Source organism: Vibrio sp. R78045 (genome assembly GCF_042466085.1).
GTDB classification, from domain to species: Bacteria; Pseudomonadota; Gammaproteobacteria; order Enterobacterales; family Vibrionaceae; genus Vibrio; species Vibrio cyclitrophicus.
This window is the reverse complement of sequence record NZ_JAXHBS010000013.1, coordinates 825930-849238: the sequence shown is the minus strand read 5'-3', so window position 1 is coordinate 849238 and position 23309 is coordinate 825930. Positions and strand designations below refer to the sequence as shown.

The window sequence follows — 23309 nt, the reverse complement described above, 5'->3', positions numbered from 1 at the left end:
GTTGTTCTAGCATGTGTCTTAATAGCTTGGCTTGTGAACAAACCAAGCACTCATTCTTGAGCCATCTCTAAATGACCAAATGTCTAAGAGACGGCTCAAGAACGATTTGATTAACCGATGAACACGAGCTTCGCGACAAAAATCGCGGCTAGGAAGTACATCGAGATAGACACATCTTTGGTTTTACCTGTCGCCAGTTTAAGCACTGTGTAGGTAATGAAACCCAGTGCGATACCATTAGCGATAGAGAAGGTCAGAGGCATCATCAGTGCAGTGATTGCAGCGGGAGCACCGTTGGTAAAGTCTTTCCAATCGACGTGCTGCATACTGCTCATCATCACGAATGCGACGTAAATAAGAGCACCAGACGTTGCGTAAGCGGGGATCATGCCTGCAAGCGGTGATAGGAAAATTGCCGCTAAGAACAATACGCCAACCACAATCGCTGATAAGCCAGTTCGCGCACCTGCTGCAACGCCTGCGGCACTTTCTACGTAACTGGTGACTGGTGGACAACCCACACACGCACCTGCCACGCTTGAAATACTGTCGGCTTTAAGCGCTTTGCTTAGGCCTTCAATTTTTCCCGTTTCAGGGTTAGTTAGGTTTGCACGCTCAGCCACGCCCATCAAAGTACCCGCGGTATCGAACATGTTTACAAAAAGGAAAGCCAAGATAACGCTGATCATTGAAACATCGAGAGCGCCCATAATGTCCATTTTTAGGAACGTAGGCGCTAAACTTGGTGGAGCTGCGAAGAAGCCGTTGTACTGCACTAAGCCAAGCATCATGCCAACCAGAGTCACACTCAAAATTCCGATTAACACGGCACCAAATATTTTACGCTCACTGAGTACCGCGATGATCAAGAAGGCGATAGCGGCCAGTAGCGCTTCTGGTTTAGTAAAATCCCCTAAAGAAACCAAAGTCGCTGTATTTTCGACGACGATACCTGCTGTTTTAAGACCAATTAGACCTAAGAACAAACCAACGCCCGCAGTCATGGAGTAACGTAAACTCACAGGGATACTTTCAATGATCCATTGGCGGACTTTGTAGAAACTCATCCCGACAAACAAGATACCTGAGATAAACACCGCACCCAGTGCCACTTCCCAGCTGTAGCCCATTTCGCTTACTACCGTGAACGAGAAAAAGGCATTCAAGCCCATGCCCGGCGCAAGTCCGACAGGCCAGTTCGCAAATAACCCCATTAACAAACAACCGATCGCAGCACCAATACAGGTTGCGACGAATACCGCTCCTGCATCCATGCCTGACGCAGCCATAATTTGTGGGTTAACGAAGATGATGTAAGCCATAGTGGCGAAGGTAGTCACACCCCCCATTAATTCATCTTTCACGCTGCTTCCGTGGGCCTTAATTTTAAAGAGTTTCTCTAAAATTCCGTTATTCGCGTCTTGGTTGAGTATTTCTGTTTTACTCTCACTCATGTCAGCAAGTCCTTTTATGTTGTGATCCATTTATTGAATACAGCGAGGTTTCAATATTAAGTTTTATGGTTTTTTCCTAGCCGTTATTTCTTTAGTTATCTGTTGTTTAGTCATCAACTCTCTAACTAATAACGTTGTTAGTATTTTTATATGAGCGTGTTTAGTGAGTGCACACCCTTTGGGATGTACACGTGAATCTGTTTATTATTCGACGGTTGAGCTTAGTTCGAAGTTCTAGGTCACGGGACTAACTGCCCCGATAGGTGGAGAAACTGTAAGGCGAGACGAGAAGAGGAACGTGATAATGCGCTTCTGGATCATCTAAGCCGAAACGAATAACCACGTCGTCTAGGAAAGGCACGCCATCCAGCTCTACGCCTTTACTTCTGTAGTAATCGGCTACGTAAAACACCAATTGATACTTCCCCGGTCGGAAATCATTCCCTGCCAGAATCGGTGCATCGGTTCGGCCATCGGAGTTGGTGAGTACCGTCACCAGCTTTTCTGTTGAGCCTTCGTTGACCTTAAAAAGCTCTACCTTTATCTCTGCACCCGGTAAGCCGTGAGTAGTGTCTAATATGTGTGTTGTTAGTCTTCCCATAGTCCTTTAATAGCGCTTTTGGCGCTCCTCTGTTCCGTGGTTTATCTGTCTATTTCGACCTTGCAAAGAATGCAACTGGTCACTTTGTTATCACTAACTATGTACGAACTGTACACAATTAGTAAAGCGAATTGTTACAAAAATGTTGGCTAACCTGTCGTTTTTCTTGACTTTATAGATCTTGATTATCGCTTTTTAATGAACTTGAATTTTGTTAACTTGTTGTTTTTAATTCAAAAAGTTGCGACCATTTAACTTGAATAACAAAATCTTTACATCGAGATAAATAATTGTATACAATAAATGTACAGGGGTAAGGTTACTCGATTTTTGGAAAGTCCATTAACTGATTTATTTTGATGAACCAGTGAAAGAGCGGCCAAGCCAACCACTTATGTTAGGAGTACTTGGATGAATAAGGATTATTCAAGGAATTTGATCGGTTATGGAGCTAACCCTCCAAACCCTCAATGGCCAGGTAATGCGCGCGTCGCGGTTTCTTTTGTATTGAACTATGAAGAGGGCGGTGAGCGTTGTTTGTTACATGGAGACGACGAGTCTGAAGCTTTTCTTTCAGAGATCCCGTCAGCACAGCCGATCAAAGGCGAACGTCACATGAGCATGGAATCCATTTATGAATATGGTAGCCGCGCGGGTGTATGGCGTGTTCTTCGCTTGTTCGATGAATATGAAATCCCATTGACCGTCTTTGCGGTTGCTATGGCGATTGAGCGTCATCCAGACGTTGCTAAAGCCATGGTCGAGGCGGGTCACGAAATCTGTAGTCATGGTTATCGTTGGATTGACTATCAATACATTGATGAGTCTGAAGAGCGCGACCACATGAGCAAAGCGATTGAGATCATCCAACAAGTGACGGGTCAACGCCCACAAGGTTGGTACACAGGTCGAACGGGTCCAAATACGCGTCGCTTGGTAGCAGAAGAGGGCGGTTTTCTTTACGACTCGGATGCCTACGATGATGACCTGCCTTATTGGCACATCGAAACCGGTCATCCGCAATTGGTGATCCCTTACACACTCGATGTGAACGACATGCGTTTTTCAACGGCGCAAGGCTTCAACTCGGGTGAGCAGTTCTTCCAATACCTAAAAGACACGTTTGACACCCTTTATATGGAAGGTGAAACCGCACCGAAAATGATGTCGGTTGGGCTTCACTGTCGTTTGATTGGCCGCCCCGGTCGTATTGCTGCATTAAGACGTTTCTTAGATTACGTCAAACAGCACGACAGCGTGTGGTTGTGTCGTAGAATCGATATTGCTAACCACTGGCACCAACATCATCCATATCAACCAAATAACGCTATTCATCAACCGCAAAAGTAGCAGTGAAGCAAGGAGGCTTAACGTGACTAAATTTCGATCATGCCAACCAACAACCATGGACCGCGATATCTTTGTCGCTCACTTCGCTGACGTCTACGAACACAGCCCGTGGGTTGCAGAACTGGTGTATGACCAAGGTTTGAATGCCGAAGACGACCATATCGAGAATCTTCATCTGAAAATGGCATCGACTTTGTTAAGTGCAGACCAAGGTAAACAGTTGGCTTTGATCAATGCTCACCCGGATTTAGCCGGTCGAGCAGCAGTAAACGGCGAACTTACCGAGTCGTCGACCAAAGAACAAGCGGGGGCGGGCATCGACCAGTGCAACGCCGAAGAATTTGAAAAATTCACTTCTTATAACAACAGCTACAAAAGTCGCTTCAATTTCCCTTTTATCATGGCGGTGAAGGGAGCCAATCGTTACCAAATTCTTGAGTCGTTCGAGATGCGATTAGGAAATGATAGTGAAACTGAGTTTGCTACGGCGATTCAAGAGATCAATAAGATCGCGATGTTTCGTCTCTGGGATATGTAAGTTAACGGAGTTAACAGCTATCTCAGCCCAGTCTTAGTGCGCTAAGAGTATGCTTTATAAGCGAATAAGCCACTAAGTTCTCATTTTATTATTACTTGATTAATTTCATAGGATTACACGGACATGACCCATAAATTTGAACAGTACATAAACCTTGCAGATGAAAAACTCGGCGCAAAAGCTATTTTTGCAACAGATGATTTTTTCGCAGATAAAAGCCGTCTACTCAGCCACGCAGCACCAGAGTGGAAAGACGACTTATACGACGATAACGGCAAGTGGATGGACGGCTGGGAAAGCAGACGTAAACGCGGCGAAGGTTACGATTATTGTGTCGTTCGCCTTGGCCTAGCTGGCACCATTGCTGGCGTTGATATTGATACCTCATTCTTCACAGGTAACTTCCCACCTTCGGCATCAATTGACGCGTGTTATTCACCACAAGGTGAGCCAACAGACTCAACAGAGTGGCAAGAGATTCTGCCTTCAATGGCACTACAAGGCGATCATCATCATCTTGAAGACATCGAAAGCGACCAAGTATTTACGCACCTACGTTTGAACATCTACCCAGATGGCGGTGTCGCACGCTTACGTGTTTATGGCCGACCAAGCGTGGATTGGGACGCAATAGACTCTCAGCAACAAGTTGACCTAGCAGCCGTTGAGCACGGTGGCCGAGCACTCGCATGTAGCGATGAACATTATGGCAACAAAGCCAACATCTTAGGCCCTGGGCGCGGTGAAAACATGGGTGATGGCTGGGAAACAGCACGTCGTCGTACACCGGGTAACGACTGGGTAATCGTGGCATTAGGCCACCCAGGTAATATCGAACGTATCGTTGTGGATACGGCACACTTCAAAGGTAACTACCCAGACAGCTGCTCAATTCAAGCGGCTTACGTGAAAGGTGGCACCGACGACCAAGTTGAAACACAAAGCCTATTCTGGCGTGAACTCTTGCCAGCACAAAAACTGCAAGCACATGAAATTCACGAATTCATTTCTGAGGTTAACGACCTTGGTGCGATTACCCACGTACGTGCAAACATATTCCCAGATGGTGGTATCAGCCGTTTGCGTCTATTTGGTACGAAAGCGAAATAGGTAAGGAAATGAGTATGAGTAATGGAATACGTCGTTTATCTATCGAACCGTTAACCAAGCAGGCTTTTGCAGAGTTTGGCGATGTTATCGAGTCTGATAATAGTGATTTCTTCATGATCAACAGTGGATCAACACGTCGTTACCACAAGCTAGCGACAACGGATGTGCAAGACCAAGAAGGAGAAGCGATCATCAGCATCTTCCAAGCCACACCGTTGAGCTACCCACTGACCATCAAAATGTTAGAGCGTCATCCACTTGGCTCTCAGGCATTCATTCCATTACTTGGTCAACCCTATTTAATTGTTGTTGCGCCAAAAGGCGACGATCCGACATTAGCCAATAGCCGAGCTTTCATGAGCAACGGCCGTCAAGGAGTGAACTATCACAAAGGGGTGTGGCATCACCCAGTTCTCGCCCTCACCGATCAAGACCAGTTCTTGATCGTCGATAGAGGCGGCGAAGGGCACAACTGTGACGAAGTTTATTTCGACAGCGATCGAGTGGCATTGCATTTGGAAGATTTGCCAACGGAAGACAACAAGGAAGAGCAACGCTTAGCTAAAGCGTTGTGATACAGGAGTTTATTATGGATCCGCATATTACAGAATGGTTGAATTTAGCAATACGCTGGGCTCACATGATTGTTGGTGTTGCGTGGATAGGCGCATCATTTTACTTTGTTTGGTTAGAAAACAACCTTAACCGAGTTAACCCTAAAACGGGCCTTTCAGGTGACTTATGGGCGATTCACGGCGGTGGTATCTATCATCTAGAGAAGTACAAACTTGCGCCACCAGAGATGCCAGAGCACCTGCACTGGTTCAAATGGGAAGCTTACTTCACGTGGATCACCGGTGTGTGTCTACTGGGTGTGGTTTACTACCTCAACGCTGAAATTTACCTGATTGCACCGGGCTCTGGCCTTGATTCAACAACGGCAATCGCGATTGGTATTGGTTCATTCGTTGCTGGTTGGTTTATTTACGACTTACTGTGTGACTCGCCATTAGGTAAAACCCCCGTGTTGCTTGGCGTTGTGCTGTTTGTACTACTAGTCGCTGCAACATATGGCCTAACTCAAGTGTTCAGTGGTCGTGGCGCTTACATCCACGTAGGGGCCATCATTGGTACCATCATGGTGGGTAACGTATTCCGCGTTATCATGCCGGCGCAGCGTAACTTAGTGAAAGCGATTGAAGAGAAGCGCGAACCGGATCCTGCATTGCCAGCGAAAGGCTTACTGCGTTCTCGTCACAACAACTACATGACACTGCCAGTGCTGTTCATCATGATCAGTAACCACTTTCCAAGCACTTATGGCTCGGAATACAACTGGTTGATTCTTGCTGGGCTAGCGATCTTTAGTATCTTGGTACGTCACTACTTCAACACCCGTCATGGTAGCCAGAAGTTTGCATGGACAGTACCTGTAGCGGCATTGGGGATGATCACGCTTGCATTTGTTACCTCGCCTTACGCGAAAAAGCAGATGACTCCGGTTGTACAAGCGCCAGTGGTTCAAGAAGTGCAAGTAAGCGCGACTGAATCGACGACAGAAGAGGCTGTTTCGAACGGCACAGCTTCAACGACGACTCGTTCTCAAGCTGTTCCTGCAGACCACGCAATGCAAACGGCTAGCGCAGGCGTAAGCTTTGAAACCATCAACAAAGTCATTCAAGAGCGCTGTTCTGTGTGTCACTCCTCAACCCCGAGCCACGCCGCTTTTGCTGCTGCGCCAGCCGGTGTGATGTTTGATACCCCAGAAGAGATTAAAGCCAACGTACCAAGAATTGTTGCTCAAACCGTAACAACCAAGGTGATGCCGCTTGGCAACATGACTCAAATGACCGATGCAGAACGTGCACTCATCGGCACTTGGGTTGAGCAAGGCGCGACGCTTCAATAACAGTACTTTGTAATAACAGTACTTTGTAATAACAGTACTTTGCAATAACAGTACTTTGCAATAACAGTAATCAGCACCCTTTACCTAAGAGCATGAGTCTTAGGTGAGGCTTGGGGAGAGTTTAGTTTCGGGCACGCGCCAAACTCATCCCACCCTGTTTCCCCGGTTCCTATAACCGGGGCTTTTTGTTTTTGGGCAATCGGGAAAGTGAATTATCTATATGGATGAAACTCATCTCATATTTTAGTATTATCTAATAAAAATATTAAAGGGAATGTATGAGAGCGATTAGGATAATATATTTTGTGATTGCGATACTTGTTGCTCTATCAGCAGCATTTGCGATTTGGATTTACTACATAAAAGAAGGTAAAGACCTACTTAACTTTACTATATCAATTGTTGGCTTTTGTATAGCTGTCTTGGCTCTTTTTATAGCTGTTCGTACCTATACATCAATTGATAGTGTAAACAATATTACTAAAATGGACGGTAATATTCTTGATAATGAAAACTATGTAATATCGGTACCTGAACTAGTGAATCGATTCCAGCATAGTAATGAAAAAGAGCTCGGTGAAGAGTTATTCAAATCAATAGAAATTAAGTTAAAAAAGGAATCTGACACAGCTGTTCTTTTCGCCGATACTCTTCAATATATGATTGACCTGATCGTATTGTTTCCAGCGGTGTTTAACGCCAGCGATATTGATAAGCTGGAGTATCGAAAACGTATGGACTCTATCCTTGTTGAAGTAGAGAGAAGGCGTGGTATCTTGCATTCCATTAGTAAAGGTAATGCTATTCAGATTACCGAGACGATAAAGTTGTTCAAAGCTGTCGTTTCTTATCAGAGTTTTGTAGCGGATAGGAATTTCAACATTCATGCTGATTTACTGCACGTTAGAGGCCCAATTCTTCGTAATCCAGTTACTAAAACGATATATCATAATTACTTAGGACTCTATTTTAATAAAAAAGCAATGTATGTTCTTTCTAGTTCTTTGGGTTTGAAGGACGTAGATATTCTGTCTATTGGCGGCGTTGATTTGTTACTAGACAAAGTGAGCTCTATATCTCCTTCTCATAAAGAAGATGCAATCTTGTACTTTAGATCAGCATGTGAGCAGTTTGAGCGAGCGCATCTAGCGTGTGGCGATGATATTATGTGGCCGGGGTTTATTGATTATAATAAGGCTCGGACGTTATTTTTATTATCATTGTTGACCCAAGAAGAAAACCAATGGCTAAAAATAATGGAAACCGCTATTGAATCTCGAAGTAAGCTAAATAAGATGATTGAAGATGTGTTAACTATTCATCAAGACGCTAAATCTTATGTTAACGATACGCATTTACGCAATTTCTTTTTATATCAGGAAGAGCTTGCTCGTATGGTTAAGCTAAACATATTGTTAGGAACTAAGAGCCCTAACTCTCAAGAAAATCTATCGATAAATTATAAAGGAACACTACTTTCTAATACTTCAGTTGAGGACATTCAGCAACTACTTAAGCCTATTCTTTCTTTTTCAGTTGTCGAGAAATATCAACGTGAATTAGTTGATTGTCTCGCTGTTCGTTGTTCTAATCAGGTTTGTTAGTGAGCGAATAAATTTTTTGTTTAACTGACTTAAGGCGCTAATTAAAACAGTTGGCGCTTTCCCTAGCTGCATTTTTTATTGCCTCATTGAGTAGAATGAAATAGGGCTGGTTATCGCACCGATAGTTCCATATAAGGTTCTTGATCTGAATCTCTACCCATGGCACTTTCTGTTCTAAATTGACTTTAATTAGGGCAGAAAATGGAAGAGGTGATAGTCGCGTATTTTAGGGCATTAAGTGCATTCTTCAGATATATGTTTCAGTCGTTAGTGATTGAGTTCATTGGTTACGGATCTGGCTGGATAGTCTGTAAAGCATTCACACTAGGGCGCTTTCCCTCATTGATTCCAACTGAAAAAGAGCGAATCAGAATCTCCTATATCGGAGCTATTAGCATCGTGTTGTTTCTGTTAGTAATTGGTGTGTTCAATAGTTTGTGATTCGGAGTGAGGATACATGAAATTTTACCCCGCTGAACAATATCAAGCGGCTTGCAATGAGCTGTTTGTCCGATACGGACGTGACATCAAAAAGCTCATCCCTAACGCGAGAGTTGAGCACGTAGGCGCATCTTCTATTCCTTTTGCCTTGTCTAAGGGTGATTTGGATATCTTCGTAGGTGTTGAACTTGGCGAACTTGAGGATGTTATAGAGAGACTCACAACACTTGGCTTTAAAGAGAAACTCGATACCTTAAGAACACCCGAACTTTGTATGTTGGCGTCTACATCAGGGGATGATGTGGCGTTGCAAGTGGTCGCCAATGGTTCTGAGTTCGAATGCTTTCTAAGGTTTCGTGACAAGCTACGTGCGAATCCGGCATTAGTTCAGCAATATAACACCTTCAAAATGTCTTGCGAAGGTTGGCCACAAGATGAGTACCGTGAAAAGAAGTCTGACTTTATCGAGCATGTGCTGGCTGTGAAATAGCAACAGTGCCCCTAATATCTCATTTTTTAATTAACAAAAATCTTATTAATACAGAGTGTTAAGCAAAAACAACGAGCCTGTGAAGATTTATCCTCTTAAATTTCCTTCAAACTATCTTACCAAGGTTTAATTGCTAAAATTTACGCAACTAAGCTCACATATATTGCATGGAATATTAGTGGAGTTATAGGTTTGTGTTATGTTTCGCGTGATTTTATAAAGCGTGACTTATCCGTTGAAAGCAAAGTGTTTTCTTTCGGAATAATTTCAAGATTTGTCTATCAGTACGTCAACTTGGCGCTATCAAAATCGATTCCTCTACGCCAATAATCAATACCACCTTAGGAAAGGACATGTCTGAAGCAATAGAAAACACCCCTGCAATTGTACTCGCGTCTCGATGGTCTCGTTTATGGGCATCTATCATTGATGTTTTCGTGTGTGCGATTTTCATTGTTCCTGTTTTTCTATATGGCGGTTTGTACGATAAATTGCTTTCCAGTGAAACCATTGAGCTAACAGAACAAGTTGCTCTGACTGTTTATGGTTGGGTGGTTTACTTTTTGTGCCAAGGGTACTTACTTCACAAGAAGGGGCAGACAATTGGTAAAAATCTAATGGATATTGCGATTGTCGATATGGAAGGTAAACAAATAGGTTTGCTAAACATAGTGGGCAAACGAATCATTCCTATGGTGGCTATAGCTTACATACCTTTTATTGGTCCATTTATACCGACGTTAGATTATCTGTTTGTTTTTCGCAAAGACAAACGCTGCTTACATGACTTAATCGCTGGCACTCAAGTTGTCATTGTTTCAAAGAAAAGTTCAGGTAGCGACAACTCTGAAATTAGTGAAAATACAACGGAAGTTATCCCTGCATCTCGATGGCCTCGTCTTTTAGCGTTTTTTATTGATGGTGTTATTACGGCTGCCATCATTGCGCCAATCTTTATGTATACAGATTATTTTCAAAAAACAATCGATACAGGGGTGATAGACCTTAGAGAAGTCGCTGCTGTCTATGCCTATTTAGGGCTGATGTTTTTATTGGTACATGGGTATTTACTGAATAAGAAGGGACAGACGATTGGCAAACATCTAATGGAAATTGCGATTGTCGATATGGAAGGTAAATCTATAGGGTTATATAAAATAGTGGGTAAACGAATGATACCTATGATTACCTTTACTATTATACCTATCACTGGCCATTTAATATCCATGTTGGATTCTCTTTTTATTTTCCGAAAAAACAGACGTTGCTTGCATGACTTAATCGCAGGCACTCAAGTTGTTAGTGTGTCAGCCAACAATTTGGGGAAAAATAAGCACGAATCATTAGAAAGCCTGTCACCGACAGTTGAAAATGTACCTGAAGTAAGACTTGCGTCTAGATGGTTACGCTTTTGGGCCATTTTTATTGATGTCCTAATTGCTGTAGCTACTGTGACGCCAATTTATCTCTATACCGATTATTTCCAAAAAATATTTGAAACAGGGACGGCTGATACAGCAGAACTAATAGCTGTCACTGCTTACGGTTGGTTCGTGTTCCTTTTGTTGAATGGTTATTTACTGCATAAGAAAGGGCAGACTATTGGCAAAAATGTAATGGAAATCGCGATTGTCGATATGAAGGGCGAACAAATGGGGTTGTTCAATATACTGGGTAAACGAGTCCTACCGATGACAGTCGTTATATATATCCCTTTGATTGGTCAATTTATTGCGTTGCTAAACTATCTATTTGCTTTACGTAAAAACAGACGTTGCTTGCATGACTTAATCGCGGGAAGCCAGGTTGTTAGTGTTGCTGTTCCTAGAAACCTCGATTTTAGTACCATCAAATAATTCCGAAGTAAGTTTAGTCTCGGTAACTATATGCTCAAATAAACAGCGCCAACGCCAATCTTGGTGCTGTTTTTACCTTCCCCTTACACTCTTTTCAAATATCGAACCTAGTATCAAATTTCTCTTTGTTATACAGGCAAGTTTCTCATTATGAAGAACTTCTTCGATAGCGAACTCATGCTCTCTAGCTCTTTGAATTTCGTTTTGCTATCACTAGGGCTAACGCTCATCTTACATATTCCAATTTTGTGTGGGTTCAACTTGAGCCGACGAAAGTGGAAATTGATGGATTATTTATGGCCGTTGTTGGCGGGTATCGGCATGCTTGGTGCTGTGTCTGAAATTCGCGCATCGGTGGCCGGTGATTGGGTTGAGACAGAACAAACCAGAGCGGTCGCTATTTTAGAGTCGATTCAGCAGTTTTCTTTGGATAAATTAAGAAGTGATCTCTGCACCGGTCAGCCGTCTTTAGACATTAATGGTCAGTACCACGAAGCGTGTTTGTGGTATTTGAATACAGCGATCACATTCAAAGATGTCGATTTCACTCTGTTGCCCAATGCTGCCGATTTTACGGTTCCTGAACCTAGCGTATCGCTGGTGGAAAGCGACGCCGTGTGGGTGAGTGGTATGCTGAGTCAGTATGAGAAGCAGAAAAACCAGTACATAAAAACCAGAGAAGCGCAGGTGAAGCAGCCACTAGAAAGCATCTTTTGGTATGTGAGTCCTTACTTAGTGTGTTTTGCTATTGCTTTACGTTTGACGAAAGTGACCGCAGAGCTCAAATTAGATAAGTGCGCATAGTTTGAGTTCCTAGTACTTATACCCAGATAGAAAAGGTGAAGTAATGAATGTGAGTGAGTTTTCTCGGTTGGTGGGGTTGTCGGCTCACACGCTTCGCTATTATGAAAAAATAGGCTTGCTGAAAAATATTCAACGAAACAGTAGCGGCCATCGAGTGTATACATCGAAGGACGTTACTTGGATTGAGTTTGTGAAGCGCCTGAAAGATACCGCAATGCCACTGGATGAAATTCTAGAGTACGCAAAGCTGAGGGAGTTAGGGCCAGAGTCGACTTCTCAGCGGCAAGTGTTACTCGAACAACATCAACAGAATTTGCGAGCTCATATCGAAGAGCAACAAAAACATCTGGCAGCGTTAGAGCAAAAAATTAGTTTGTATCGAGATGGAAAAGTCCGTTGACTTAGAGTCGACTCTAACTTGTAAGGTGTTCCTGTGAACTATAAATACAGGAACAGACTCATGAATCAATCACGTTTTGAAACTGGCTTAGAAAGGCTTAATCATATCGACGGAGAAGCAGGGCAACAGGTTATCGAAAGCCTGCAAGATATCTGTCCTGATCTTGCCAAATATACTATCGAGTATCCCTTTGGTGACGTCTATTCACGCACCGGTTTGGATTTGAAATCGCGAGAGATTGCGACCGTGGCAGCTCTCACTGCACTTGGCAATTGTGCGCCTCAGCTTAAGGTACATTTGAATGCAGCACTCAATGTTGGATGTAGCGAGGAAGAGATCAAAGAAGTGATATTGCAGATGTCGGTCTATGCGGGATTCCCTTCGGCACTCAATGGCATGTTTGCTTTCAAGGAAGTACTTGCTGAAAGAAACACAGCCTAAGATAAACAGAAAATATAGTCTGAAAAGGGAGCGCCAACTCTGCTAAGTTGCGCTCCCTTTTTATTGATTTGTTAAGTTTTAAAGGTCGTAAACCTGAAGGTTCGTGGTTCTTTAAGGCGACAAAGACAGCGCGAACGACAGCAAAATCGGTAAGGTAATCACGCTCAAGAAGTTACCAAACAACACCATAGACGCGACCTTCGGAGGTTCTACATTGAACCTTTCAGCGAACAGGTAGTTCATCACGGCGGGTGGCAACATGGTGAACAACACCATCATTTGTAGGTGCAACGTAGGCAACGGGATAAAGAAGTAGATGATGGTAAAGGCGATGGATCCTGTAAACAGCGATTGAGCGGTACAAAATAAGCCAACTTTGAGTCCGCTTAGCTTTAAGTTCACCATTTGCGAGCCCAGCGACAACAACATGATAGGCACGGCGGCTTGGCCGAGTAGCGATGTGGCTTCATAGATTGGATTCCACACTGCAATGCCAGACAGGTTGAGCGTCATCGCTAATGCAGCGGCTAAGAAGATCGGCATCTTAAGAATCTGTTTTATCGGGTTACCATCACTTAGTAATGCCAAACCTACACTAATATGGACACATGCCGACACCACAAATAGCAGTACTGCAGGGGCTAATGCGCTTTCGCCAAAGGTATAAGTGAACAGGGGAATTGCAAGGTTGCCACTGTTACGAAACATGTGTGGGGGAGCCCAAGCTTTGAAGTTGAGCTTAAAGATCTTACAGATCGGAATCATCAACAATGCTGGCACTAGTACCGCAACTAAAGAAGCGGTGATGAGTGGCAGTTGTTCTGTGTCGAGAGGCATGGTGGTCAGCGATGCAAATACTAGCGCAGGAATACACACATCCATGTTGATGCGATTGATTGGTTTAAAATCGGGCTTAAGCCAACGACCGACTGCAAAGCCAGCACTGGCTAAAGCAAAAACGGGAAACAGAATGCTGACGACCTGTTCAAACATAGAATTCCTTTCTAAGAGAGTGTTGGTTCTGTTTTAAACGGAAAAAGCTGACTGTCTGAAAAAATGTGCAAACTCTCACCGAGTAAACCTAACCTATCAATATAAGCCGGCCACGTCATGGGTATGAAGCACACGATGAGCAATAATTTATATTTCTTTGAATTAATGACAAAAAAAGACCAGCAGTGTTAACGGCTGGTCTTTAAAAGCTAGATAAATCTGGACGGATTATTTAATAAACGACGGTTGCCACTATCTAGCGATTGTTACTCGACTTTAAGATTAGCTAACGAGCTTCTTATAATCTTTAAAGTTAACGTCGTAGGCTTTTTCGCCGTAGATATAAGTCTCGCTAACGGTTCTGTCGTCACCCAAGCTCATTAATACAAACAGTTTCTCTTCAAGCTTAGTGGTTTGTTCCATTCTAAAACGCATCAGCTGAGTGGCGTGTAGATCCAATACCACGAAATCCGCTTCTTTTCCGACTTCCAAGTTCCCAATCTTGTCTTCTAAATGCAGTGAACGTGCCCCGCCTAGTGTTGCTAAGAACAGCGACTTAGCCGGGTGCAGCTTCTTATGTTGTAGCTGCATGATTTTGTACGCTTCACTCATGGTTTGCAGGATTGAGAAGCTAGTACCAGCGCCTACGTCGGTACCTATACCGACACGAATGCCGTGATCTTCCATCTCAGGTAATCGAAACAAGCCCGAGCCTAAGAATAGGTTTGAGGTTGGGCAAAATGCGATGGCAGATTCAGTATCGGCAAGGCGTTTGCATTCACAATCAGAAAGGTGAATACCATGAGCAAATACCGAACGCTTGTGAAGCAATCCGTAATGGTCATACACATCTAGGTAACTGTTGCGCTCTGGGAACAACGATTTCACCCACTCGATCTCTTTCTCGTTTTCAGAAAGGTGAGTATGCATGTACACATCGGGATATTCTTCTAGCAGTTTACCGACAGTAGCAAGTTGCTCTGGTGTACTGGTTGGGGCAAAGCGAGGTGTCACGGCGTAAAGCAAACGTCTGCGGTTGTGCCATTTCTCAATCAGTTCCTTGGATTCAGCATAGCCTGATTCTGGTGTATCTGTGAGGTAATCGGGCGCATTGCGATCCATCAGTACCTTGCCCGCTATCATGCGTAGGTTACGCTTTTCGGCTTCTTCAAAGAATACATTCACCGACTCTTTGTGTACGGTGCCGAATACCAATGCTGTAGTCGTACCGTTGCTGGCCAGTTCGTCAAGAAATAGTTTGGCTACTTTTTGTGCGTAGACGGGGTTCTTGAAGCGCTTTTCTTCTGGAAAGGTGTAGTTTTCTAACCAATCAAGAAGCTGCTCACCATAAGATGCAATCATCCCTGTTTGAGGGTAGTGGATGTGCGTATCAATAAAGCCAGAGGTGATCAGCTTATCTTTGTATTCTTTTACTTCGAGTGTTTTTGGTTGGCGAGCCAATACTTCATTGGCATGCCCTAAATCGACGACATGGCCGTTCTCTATGACTAAAACACCGTCTTCAAAATAGTCGTAAGACTCATCGATACCGACATCTTTTGGATCGGCTACGCTATGTAAAATACTGGCGCGATAAGCTTTGCGTTGCGTTGTCATGTTTACTTCCTTTTAATGACTTCAGTGAGATCTTGTCCATTGAAGCTTTGCGACTTGTGTTAGGCGATCTTTTCTTCCAATGGTGGCTCACCTATATCGCTTGATTGACTGTGTTGAACGGTCAAATCTTGATTTCGATAGTGTTTGGTCGGGCGCTTTTGTTCAAGCGCTTGGCCTTGATAGTGTGCGATCAATTCACCTGCAACCGATACCGCAATTTCCGCAGGGTGTTTGCCATTCACTGTGCTAATGCCAATCGGGCAAAGCATAGTTTCTATCTGTTCCTGGCTGTAGCCACGCTGCTCTAAGCGGAAGTCGAATTTCTTACGCTTCGTAAGCGAACCAATCATGCCAAAGTAACGGCTATCTTCACGGTCAATAATCGCTTTGGTCAGGTCGAAATCGAGCTGGTGGTTGTGCGTCATCACAAGGTAATAGCTGTTCGGTGGCATGTGTTTCACTTCGCCAACCGGATCATCTGAGACAAGCTTTTTAACACCGTGTGGCAGCGTTTCAGGGAATACTTCTTCACGCTCATCAATCCAGGTCACGCGGAAGGGCAGGGTTGCGACAATGTGCAGCAGCGCTTTGGCAACATGGCCTGCGCCGAACAGCACAAGGTGGTTCTGCTGAGTGCCAATCGGTTCGAAGCTTAACGTTGCCACTCCGCCACAACATTGGCCTAAACGAGCGCCTAGGTTGAAGCGTTCCACTTTGAGCGATTTTTCGCTGGCAATCAGCATTTCGCGAGCCATTTTAGTGGCCACATGTTCAAGGTGACCACCACCAATCGTGGCTATGATTCGGTCACGAGTGACAAGCATTTTTGTGCCCGCATCGCGTGGAACAGACCCCCTGTCTTCGAGCACCGTCACCATTACACATGGCTCGTAGTTCTCTTCCAGTTTTGCCAGTTCGTGAATCCAATTATCCTTAAACATATGTCCTCCTAAATCCCTTTTTATGCTTCCCAAGCTAAACGATCTATATGAGCCTTAAGCCGTTTCTGATTGAGCATCGACCGAAGTCGGAGCCGTTTCAGTGACTTCCTGAATCGCCATCAGAATACGTTCTGGCGTTGCAGGTGTGTTGAGCTTAGGAATCGCCCCATCGACGGCGACATAGCTAATCGCATCTTTCAGTGCGCTCCATACCGACATACCCAACATGAAAGGCGGTTCACCCACGGCTTTCGAGTTGAAGACGGTGTCTTCTGGGTTGTTACGGTTTTCTAAAAGATGCGTTCTGAAATCAATTGGCATATCAGCAATCGCCGGGATCTTGTAACTCGCAGGACCATTGGTCATCAAGCGGCCTTGCTGGTTCCAAACCAACTCTTCCGTCGTTAACCAACCGACACCTTGCACAAAGCCACCTTCGACTTGGCCGATATCAATCGCAGGGTTCAGTGAAGCGCCCACATCATGCAGAATATCGACACGCAGAATCTTGTTTTCACCGGTTAGGGTATCGATGATAACTTCTGAGCAAGATGCTCCGTATGCGTAGTAGTAGAACGGGCGACCGCGCGCGTTCTCGTGATCGTAATAGATCTTCGGAGTGCGGTAGAAGCCAGTGCTCGACAGCGAGATTTGGTTAAACCAAGCCAGTTCAACAAACGAGTTGAAGGTCATGATCTCATCGCGGATTTGCACCATGCCGTTCTTAAATACCACTTCTTCAGGCCACACTTTGAAGTGCGAAGCCGCGAAGTCAATCAGACGCTGCTTAATGGTCATTGCGGCGTTTTGCGCGGCCTTACCGTTGAGGTCGGTGCCCGATGAGGCTGCGGTTGGTGATGTGTTCGGAACTTTGCCTGTGTTTGTAGCGGTGATCTGGATACGTTCGACATCGACTTGGAACTCCTGTGCAACGATTTGTGCCACTTTGATGTTCAAGCCTTGCCCCATTTCCGTACCACCGTGATTCAAATGAATACTGCCATCGGTGTAGATATGGATGAGCGCACCTGCTTGGTTCAAGAAAGTCGCAGTAAACGAGATGCCAAATTTCACTGGTGTGATCGCAAGGCCTTTCTTCAAAATAGGGCTTTGCTTGTTGAACTCGGCAATGTCTTTACGACGTGCGTGATAGTCACTGCTGCGTTCAAGCTGTTCAGTTATCTCAGGTAAAAAGTTGTCTTCAACGGTTTGGTAGTAATGGGTCACGTTACGGCCTTCTTCGCCGTAGTAGTTCGCCTTACGTACTTCCAAAGGATCTTTTTTCAGGTAACGCGCAATCTCGTCCATGATGTGTTCGATGGTCATCATGCCTTGCGGACCACCAAAGCCACGGTAAGCGGTATTCGATGCCGTGTTGGTTTTGCATCGATGACCGACCACAGTTGCATCACCTAAGTAATAGGCGTTGTCTGAGTGGAACATTGCTCGGTCGACGATAGAACTTGATAAATCTGGCGAGTAACCACAGTTACCTGCAACGGTAATGTCGGCACCTTGAATCATACCATTGTCGTCAAAACCGACCGTATATTGGTTGTAGAACGGGTGGCGTTTACCGGTTTGCTGCATGTCTTCATTGCGCAGCAAACGCATTTTGGTTGGTCGGCCTGTAAGGTGGGCAATAACCGCAGCCATACATGCTGGAGAGGCCGCTTGAGTCTCTTTACCACCGAAACCACCACCCATACGACGCATATCAATCACGACTTTGTGCATCGGCACGCCAATCACTTCCGCAACCAACTTTTGAACTTCGGTCGGGTTTTGAGTCGAGGTGTACACGATCATACCGCCGTCTTCGGTTGGCATCACGCTACTGATTTGAGTTTCTAGGTAGAAGTGCTCTTGGCCGCCGATCTCTAGATCACCTGAGATCACGTGTTTTGCTTTTGCCAGCGCGGCTTTCGAGTCACCACGTTGTTGAGTGTGGCTTTCTGTTACGAAGTGCTCTTTCTCTAGCGCTTCTTTTACATCAAGAATGGCGGGTAGCTCTTCGTATTCAATAATGGCTGCATGTGCGGCTTTGCGTGCCGTCTCTAAATCGTTGGCTGCCACGGCAATCACAGGTTGGCCGTAGTATTCTACTTTGCCATCAGCGAGCAGTGGGTCACCCGGTAAGATGGCACCGATATCTAGTTCACCCGGTACGTCCTTGGCTTGAATGGCAATCGCCACGCCTTCGAATTCGTAACACGGAGATAGGTCTATTTTGGTGATGTTGGCGTGCGCTTGAGTGCTCAGGCGTGCGTAGACGTGCAGTTGATTTGGGAACTCTAGGCGGTCATCAATGTACACCGCTTCGCCTGTGACTTGCTTGGCTGCACTATCGTGTTTAACGCTTTTACCTACGCCAGTTTTTAGGTCTTGTTTTGCAATGGTAACCATCTCTTCGTGGGTCATCGCATGCTCGTGTGATTTAGACATAAGACGTTACCCTTGTTTCGATTTGGTTGTTTTTGTTCTGTCGTTCAATGAAGTAACGGCGCAACATATTGGCCGCCGACAATGAACGGTATTCTTGGCTGGCACGGAAATCAGATAGCGGCTCAAAGTCGTTATACAGTTCCTGCATCGCTAACTTAATATTAGCGTCTGTCCACGGTTTACCTAATAACGTATTTTCACAACGCGCCGCGCGCTTAGGTGTTGCAGCCATACCACCGAAGGCGATACGAGCGTAAGAAACCTTGCCATCTTCGATTTGAATATCAAACGCACCACACACCGCAGAGATGTCATCGTCTAAACGTTTAGACAGTTTGTAAGCTCGAAAGCTGTCGTTGCTTGTTTTAGGAATGATGATCTGTTCAATGAACTCACTCTCTTTCTGCGCTGTCACTTTGTAGCTGATGAAGTAATCTTCAATCGGCATTGTGCGAGACTCGTCACCGCAACGAAGTTTGATCTTCGCGTTCAGGGCAATCAGCAGAGGAGGGGTGTCACCGATAGGTGAAGCATTGGCTACATTGCCGCCGATGGTGCCTTGGTTGCGTACTTGCAGTGAAGCAAAGCGATGCAACAGTTCACCAAAATCTGGGTAGTGCTTTTTCAGTAGTGAGTAAGAATCACTGATAGGCAGGTTGGCACCAATGATTAAATCGGTGTCGCTCTCTTCACATACCTTCATGTCTTCAACAAGGTTCACGCTGATCAGTGTTTCAATCTCGCGATGGAATTGCGTCACTTCCAGTGCTAAATCCGTACCGCCAGCAACCAGCTTAGCGTTCGGATGCGCTTGAAAAAGCTTGGCCAGTTCATCGGTGCTTTTCGGGGAAAAAGCGGTGAGGTGACCAAGGCGTAAGTTGGCTTCGGTGTCTTGAATACTTTCTAGCTTCTTGATGGTGTTGCGTTCAAGCTCAGCAAATTGGTCGATCAAAGGCTGGTCTGTTGAAAGTGACATCGCAGCATCAACAATTGGTCGGTAGCCAGTACAGCGACATAAGTTACCCGCCAGTGATTCCATGACGTCTTCTTTACTTGCATCGGGTTTGTTCTTGCCTAGTGCAAACATCGACATGATGAAGCCCGGTGTGCAGTAACCACACTGTGAACCGTGAAAATCTACCACCGCCTTCTGTACTGGGTGCAAAGAGCGATCTCGGTTTTGTAGATCTTCTACTGTGATCAGTTGCTTGCCATGCAGCGCTGAAACGAAAGTTAGGCAAGAGTTCACCGAGCGGTATTGCAGCTGTCCATTAACCACTTCACCCAGAACTACCGTACATGCACCACAGTCACCCGACCCACAACCTTCTTTTGTACCCGTTTTATTAACTTTGGTACGAAGGTAGTTGAGCACTGTCATATTTGGCGACAGATTATCTTCACGTCTTATTTCCTGATTGAGCAAAAAAGTAATCAAGAGACCTCCTTGTAAATCGACATATTTCCATGTGTATTCTTTTTGACTTCTAGGTCAATAATTATCCATCCTGACCTAAGGGTCAACTATTTATTTACAAAAACGCAACAATATGGCGCCTTGGTGGATTGTGTACAATTTAATTTCTATTGTAGTGACTTGTTTTATATGGACTTGACTGGGTATTTAGAAGTTTTTTGGTGAAGGTTGGGTTTTGACTATGTATACAAATTAAGAGGAGTTTTTGTGATGTGAAGTATCGTTACTATTCAACTTTTCTGAAGTGTTGAGGTAATACAGAGCAAAATTTCCGGGCAAAGCTGCGTTGATTTTATAAGGTAAAAAGAGGGATTCAGGTATAAAGAAGAGAAGTGAACACAATTGGTTCACTTCTGTCGATTTATAAAAATTGTTGTTTAAAGGACTATGATTTCTTCTTAAGCAGATCGGAGAATACCACATGTAGATCACTAGAAGCTGTGCTGCTGTCTAGGTTGAGTTTAGAACGAATATGGCTTAGATGTTCTTGCATCAACTCGACGGCTTGTTGTTCGTTGCCTGACTCTATTGCATCCAGTAAGCCGGAGTGTTCGTCTAAAGAACAGTTTGAGTGGTTGCCCGTTTCGTATTGAGCGATCAGCAGTGAGGTTTGCGATACTAAACTGCGTTGGAAAGCCAGCAGTGGAGCGTTTTCGGCCATTTCAGCCAGTTTGATGTGGAACTCTCCAGACAAACGTAAGCCAGAGCCGTAATCACCTTGGTCGAAAGCACAGTTCTCTTTCGCGACCAATTTTCTGCACTCTTCGATTTGAGCTTTGGTCGCGTTTTTAACGGCTAGCTCGGTGATAGCAATTTCCATTACTTCACGTGCTTTAAATATCTGTTTGGCTTCGTCTACTGTTGGAGCCGCAATCACAGCTCCTCGGTTAGGGCGGATCACCACAACTTGCTCCAAAGAGAGTCGTAGTAAGGCACGACGGATAATAGTACGGCTAACGCCAAAGATTTCTGCGAGGGCTTCTTCGCTTAATTTGGTGGCTGGTGGCAGCCTTTGTTCTAGTATCGCGTCGAAGATATGGCAGTAAACAACATCGTCTTGAGTCTGGCCTGATACTTTTGTATTTATACCTTTGGAGACAGAGTTTTTGAGAGCTGTCATAGAGATAAGGGCCCTTGTTTAGTCGAGTAGGGTGGGTTGAGCATGATTCGTGAGTGTTACCTTACATTGTATACACTTATCTATACAATGCCACTGGCTGAAAGTGCGATGTACGCTTATTTGTTAACGACTTATAACATTCAGTTTCGTACAAATCGGTGCAATATTGAACTATGTACTTTTTAAAAAGTGAGTTTTGGTTTAAAGCTTAGTGCGCATCTGGTCGAAGCTAAGTGTGTATGTAATTAAAGCTAAATGCGCGTTCTGTTTAAAGCTATACTCGATTATCGCCGCAGCTGTATGCCACGATCTGACTGATTTCGCTCAGGCTACGACCTGACTGTTGCTGCCATTCGTTGAAGGCTTTACTCGCTGCCAGTTGTGCTCGCTTGGTGTTACGACCGCTATCAACCACGTCTGTGCTGCGTAGGTGTGCTTCAACATCTGATGACAAGATGAAGGTATCTTTACCCATTTGGCGCAGAGTGTAGGCTCCAGTATTACCACCTAATCGCTTGCCGTGTTTTTTCAGGTAATCCCACAGCTCGGTGATACGTTCTGATGGCCAGTCGGCAACCATTTGCGAGAAGGAATCCGCTTCACGCTTGGCATTGTGGATCATCATGGCGTTGGCAGGGATGGTCATTACCTTGGTGAGGTGGCGAATAATGCGCGGGTCTTGCGCTTTCTGTTCCCACATCTCATTCGGCAGCATCAGCATCTTTTCAATATCGAACTCAAAGAATACTTCTTCAAATTGTGGCCACTTCTTTCTCACCACATTCCACGAAATACCACACTGGAAGACCTTTTCGGTAAAAGCGGCCAGCCAACGGTCATCAGTGATTTGTGATAACTCGGCTTGTGAAAGGGGCGCACGGACAATCTTTTCGAGTTCGGCCGCTCCGCCTTTACGGTGAGCCGCACGTTGATAAATGGTGTCGAATTTTTCTTGGGTCATTGAAGGTTCCAAACTAAAGCGATTCTTTATGATATGGGGACTAATTTCTATATGAAAAGGAGCTTAAGCTTCTGTCGCCAATTGAGCGAGAAAACCACGCATGTAGTCGGTGCGCTTGTTGGCTTCTAATTTGGCAGATTCTGTATTCATTGTTTCAGCCAGCTTGAATAGCTTCACGTAAAAGTGGTCGACACTGTAATGTTTGTCATCCAAGTCACGTTGCTTCGCAAACGGGTCTTGGTGGTTATAGAGTTCTGCGTTAAAGCTCTGGCCCACATACAGGCAGCGAGCAATACCAATCGCACCGAGAGAATCTAGTCGATCGGCATCTTGGACGATTTGAGCTTCCAAGGTTTCTGGAGTGATGTTGGCACTGTAGCTGTGCGTGACAATGGCATGATGGACCTCATCCAAATAGGACGCAGGATAGTCGATAGATTTGAGGAAAGAAATCGCCTTGTCTGCTGCCATTTGCGAGCTTTGGGCTCTGTCCGGGTGGTTCTTAGGAAAGGTGAAGCAATCATGAAGGTAAGCGGCGGGTAGAACGACTTCAAGCTTGGCCTGTTCTTGGACACACAACGCCTTAGCGGTTTTGACTACGCGCTTGATGTGGCTGATGTCGTGAGCTGCATCTTGTGTCATCTCTCGCTGTGCAAAATCAAGCAGTTGGTCTTCAAACTTTTCCTTCACGCGTCTCTTTCTCCATATGTAGATGTTAGCAATCTGGCTTATTACTTAGGATATATTCCACCTCGAC

Annotated in this window: 22 protein-coding genes; 12 read left to right on the top strand and 10 right to left on the bottom strand. The window is 44.8% G+C overall.

What is annotated here, in order from left to right; translation table 11 throughout:
* Window positions 1–110: 110 nt before the first annotated feature.
* Window positions 111–1454 carry an NCS2 family permease gene (locus SJY39_RS14405; protein WP_016793176.1) on the bottom strand — a complete coding sequence of 448 codons (1344 nt, stop codon included), beginning with the start codon at window positions 1452–1454 and terminating at the stop codon, window positions 111–113.
* Window positions 1455–1701: 247 nt separating this feature from the next.
* The gene (gene uraH / locus SJY39_RS14400; protein ID WP_016793177.1) at window positions 1702–2055 is read right to left on the bottom strand and encodes a hydroxyisourate hydrolase; all 354 of its coding nucleotides are present in this window, start codon (window positions 2053–2055) and stop codon (window positions 1702–1704) included.
* Window positions 2056–2466: 411 nt separating this feature from the next.
* Here uraH and puuE point away from each other — a divergent pair, with 411 nt between their 5' ends.
* The 12 genes from puuE (at window position 2467) to SJY39_RS14340 (ending at window position 12998) form a co-directional block, all read left to right on the top strand.
* Window positions 2467–3405: an allantoinase PuuE gene (gene puuE / locus SJY39_RS14395; RefSeq protein WP_010432718.1), complete on the top strand. Its 939-nt coding sequence runs from the start codon at window positions 2467–2469 to the stop codon at window positions 3403–3405.
* A 22-nt stretch (window positions 3406–3427) separates the two neighbouring features.
* The gene (gene uraD / locus SJY39_RS14390) at window positions 3428–3943 is read left to right on the top strand and encodes a 2-oxo-4-hydroxy-4-carboxy-5-ureidoimidazoline decarboxylase (RefSeq protein WP_010432721.1); all 516 of its coding nucleotides are present in this window, start codon (window positions 3428–3430) and stop codon (window positions 3941–3943) included.
* Between the two features lie 123 nt (window positions 3944–4066).
* A complete protein-coding gene (gene alc / locus SJY39_RS14385; RefSeq protein ID WP_016793178.1) occupies window positions 4067–5053 on the top strand; it encodes an allantoicase in 987 nt (328 codons plus the stop codon).
* Window positions 5054–5067: 14 nt separating this feature from the next.
* Window positions 5068–5628 carry an ureidoglycolate lyase gene (locus tag SJY39_RS14380; protein ID WP_010432729.1) on the top strand — a complete coding sequence of 187 codons (561 nt, stop codon included), beginning with the start codon at window positions 5068–5070 and terminating at the stop codon, window positions 5626–5628.
* Window positions 5629–5642: 14 nt separating this feature from the next.
* On the top strand, window positions 5643–6962 hold the full coding sequence (locus SJY39_RS14375) for a urate hydroxylase PuuD (RefSeq protein ID WP_016787541.1): 1320 nt from the start codon (window positions 5643–5645) through the stop codon (window positions 6960–6962).
* Between the two features lie 278 nt (window positions 6963–7240).
* Window positions 7241–8566 carry a hypothetical protein gene (locus SJY39_RS14370; RefSeq protein WP_016793179.1) on the top strand — a complete coding sequence of 442 codons (1326 nt, stop codon included), beginning with the start codon at window positions 7241–7243 and terminating at the stop codon, window positions 8564–8566.
* A 201-nt stretch (window positions 8567–8767) separates the two neighbouring features.
* Entirely contained in the window at window positions 8768–9007 is a 240-nt protein-coding gene (locus SJY39_RS14365; protein ID WP_016787543.1) for a hypothetical protein, read from the top strand.
* A gap of 16 nt (window positions 9008–9023) precedes the next feature.
* Window positions 9024–9497 carry a GrpB family protein gene (locus SJY39_RS14360; RefSeq protein WP_010432739.1) on the top strand — a complete coding sequence of 158 codons (474 nt, stop codon included), beginning with the start codon at window positions 9024–9026 and terminating at the stop codon, window positions 9495–9497.
* A 353-nt stretch (window positions 9498–9850) separates the two neighbouring features.
* Window positions 9851–11353 carry an RDD family protein gene (locus tag SJY39_RS14355; protein WP_010432742.1) on the top strand — a complete coding sequence of 501 codons (1503 nt, stop codon included), beginning with the start codon at window positions 9851–9853 and terminating at the stop codon, window positions 11351–11353.
* A gap of 285 nt (window positions 11354–11638) precedes the next feature.
* The gene (locus SJY39_RS14350; protein WP_010432746.1) at window positions 11639–12157 is read left to right on the top strand and encodes a hypothetical protein; all 519 of its coding nucleotides are present in this window, start codon (window positions 11639–11641) and stop codon (window positions 12155–12157) included.
* A 43-nt stretch (window positions 12158–12200) separates the two neighbouring features.
* Entirely contained in the window at window positions 12201–12557 is a 357-nt protein-coding gene (locus SJY39_RS14345) for a MerR family transcriptional regulator (RefSeq protein WP_010432749.1), read from the top strand.
* 60 nt (window positions 12558–12617) lie between these two features.
* Entirely contained in the window at window positions 12618–12998 is a 381-nt protein-coding gene (locus tag SJY39_RS14340) for a carboxymuconolactone decarboxylase family protein (protein WP_016766958.1), read from the top strand.
* Window positions 12999–13109: 111 nt separating this feature from the next.
* Here SJY39_RS14340 and SJY39_RS14335 read toward each other — a convergent pair whose 3' ends face one another.
* From SJY39_RS14335 to SJY39_RS14300, 8 genes are all read right to left on the bottom strand, one after another.
* On the bottom strand, window positions 13110–13991 hold the full coding sequence (locus SJY39_RS14335; RefSeq protein ID WP_010432753.1) for an AEC family transporter: 882 nt from the start codon (window positions 13989–13991) through the stop codon (window positions 13110–13112).
* A 282-nt stretch (window positions 13992–14273) separates the two neighbouring features.
* On the bottom strand, window positions 14274–15608 hold the full coding sequence (gene guaD, locus SJY39_RS14330) for a guanine deaminase (RefSeq protein ID WP_016793180.1): 1335 nt from the start codon (window positions 15606–15608) through the stop codon (window positions 14274–14276).
* Between the two features lie 59 nt (window positions 15609–15667).
* Window positions 15668–16549: a xanthine dehydrogenase accessory protein XdhC gene (xdhC, locus tag SJY39_RS14325; protein ID WP_016785518.1), complete on the bottom strand. Its 882-nt coding sequence runs from the start codon at window positions 16547–16549 to the stop codon at window positions 15668–15670.
* Window positions 16550–16603: 54 nt separating this feature from the next.
* Window positions 16604–18994 (bottom strand): xanthine dehydrogenase molybdopterin binding subunit, encoded by a 2391-nt coding sequence (gene xdhB / locus SJY39_RS14320; RefSeq protein WP_016793181.1) that lies wholly within the window; start codon window positions 18992–18994, stop codon window positions 16604–16606.
* The gene (gene xdhA, locus SJY39_RS14315; protein ID WP_032546004.1) at window positions 18987–20432 is read right to left on the bottom strand and encodes a xanthine dehydrogenase small subunit; all 1446 of its coding nucleotides are present in this window, start codon (window positions 20430–20432) and stop codon (window positions 18987–18989) included. The genes xdhB and xdhA overlap by 8 nt, the downstream gene beginning before the upstream one ends.
* Before the next feature lie 424 nt (window positions 20433–20856).
* Window positions 20857–21591 carry a GntR family transcriptional regulator gene (locus SJY39_RS14310; protein ID WP_016766964.1) on the bottom strand — a complete coding sequence of 245 codons (735 nt, stop codon included), beginning with the start codon at window positions 21589–21591 and terminating at the stop codon, window positions 20857–20859.
* A 274-nt stretch (window positions 21592–21865) separates the two neighbouring features.
* Window positions 21866–22552 carry a DNA-3-methyladenine glycosylase I gene (locus SJY39_RS14305; RefSeq protein ID WP_016766965.1) on the bottom strand — a complete coding sequence of 229 codons (687 nt, stop codon included), beginning with the start codon at window positions 22550–22552 and terminating at the stop codon, window positions 21866–21868.
* Between the two features lie 63 nt (window positions 22553–22615).
* Complete coding sequence (locus SJY39_RS14300) at window positions 22616–23242, bottom strand: HD domain-containing protein (protein WP_016766966.1); 627 nt, start codon at window positions 23240–23242, stop codon at window positions 22616–22618.
* Window positions 23243–23309 lie beyond the last annotated feature (67 nt).

What these genes read in the sequence shown, in the direction of transcription:
- SJY39_RS14365 (WP_016787543.1), top strand. Translation starts at nt 8,768, where the DNA reads ATGGAAGAGGTGATAGTCGCGTATTTTAGGGCATTAAGTGCATTCTTC.
- SJY39_RS14360 (WP_010432739.1), top strand. Translation starts at nt 9,024, where the DNA reads ATGAAATTTTACCCCGCTGAACAATATCAAGCGGCTTGCAATGAGCTG.
- SJY39_RS14355 (WP_010432742.1), top strand. Translation starts at nt 9,851, where the DNA reads ATGTCTGAAGCAATAGAAAACACCCCTGCAATTGTACTCGCGTCTCGA.
- guaD (WP_016793180.1), bottom strand. Translation starts at nt 15,608, where the DNA reads ATGACAACGCAACGCAAAGCTTATCGCGCCAGTATTTTACATAGCGTA.
- SJY39_RS14310 (WP_016766964.1), bottom strand. Translation starts at nt 21,591, where the DNA reads ATGACAGCTCTCAAAAACTCTGTCTCCAAAGGTATAAATACAAAAGTA.
- SJY39_RS14335 (WP_010432753.1), bottom strand. Translation starts at nt 13,991, where the DNA reads ATGTTTGAACAGGTCGTCAGCATTCTGTTTCCCGTTTTTGCTTTAGCC.
- puuE (WP_010432718.1), top strand. Translation starts at nt 2,467, where the DNA reads ATGAATAAGGATTATTCAAGGAATTTGATCGGTTATGGAGCTAACCCT.
- SJY39_RS14380 (WP_010432729.1), top strand. Translation starts at nt 5,068, where the DNA reads ATGAGTAATGGAATACGTCGTTTATCTATCGAACCGTTAACCAAGCAG.
- alc (WP_016793178.1), top strand. Translation starts at nt 4,067, where the DNA reads ATGACCCATAAATTTGAACAGTACATAAACCTTGCAGATGAAAAACTC.
- xdhB (WP_016793181.1), bottom strand. Translation starts at nt 18,994, where the DNA reads ATGTCTAAATCACACGAGCATGCGATGACCCACGAAGAGATGGTTACC.
- xdhC (WP_016785518.1), bottom strand. Translation starts at nt 16,549, where the DNA reads ATGTTTAAGGATAATTGGATTCACGAACTGGCAAAACTGGAAGAGAAC.
- SJY39_RS14345 (WP_010432749.1), top strand. Translation starts at nt 12,201, where the DNA reads ATGAATGTGAGTGAGTTTTCTCGGTTGGTGGGGTTGTCGGCTCACACG.
- SJY39_RS14305 (WP_016766965.1), bottom strand. Translation starts at nt 22,552, where the DNA reads ATGACCCAAGAAAAATTCGACACCATTTATCAACGTGCGGCTCACCGT.
- SJY39_RS14350 (WP_010432746.1), top strand. Translation starts at nt 11,639, where the DNA reads ATGGATTATTTATGGCCGTTGTTGGCGGGTATCGGCATGCTTGGTGCT.
- SJY39_RS14340 (WP_016766958.1), top strand. Translation starts at nt 12,618, where the DNA reads ATGAATCAATCACGTTTTGAAACTGGCTTAGAAAGGCTTAATCATATC.
- SJY39_RS14405 (WP_016793176.1), bottom strand. Translation starts at nt 1,454, where the DNA reads ATGAGTGAGAGTAAAACAGAAATACTCAACCAAGACGCGAATAACGGA.
- SJY39_RS14375 (WP_016787541.1), top strand. Translation starts at nt 5,643, where the DNA reads ATGGATCCGCATATTACAGAATGGTTGAATTTAGCAATACGCTGGGCT.
- SJY39_RS14370 (WP_016793179.1), top strand. Translation starts at nt 7,241, where the DNA reads ATGAGAGCGATTAGGATAATATATTTTGTGATTGCGATACTTGTTGCT.
- uraH (WP_016793177.1), bottom strand. Translation starts at nt 2,055, where the DNA reads ATGGGAAGACTAACAACACACATATTAGACACTACTCACGGCTTACCG.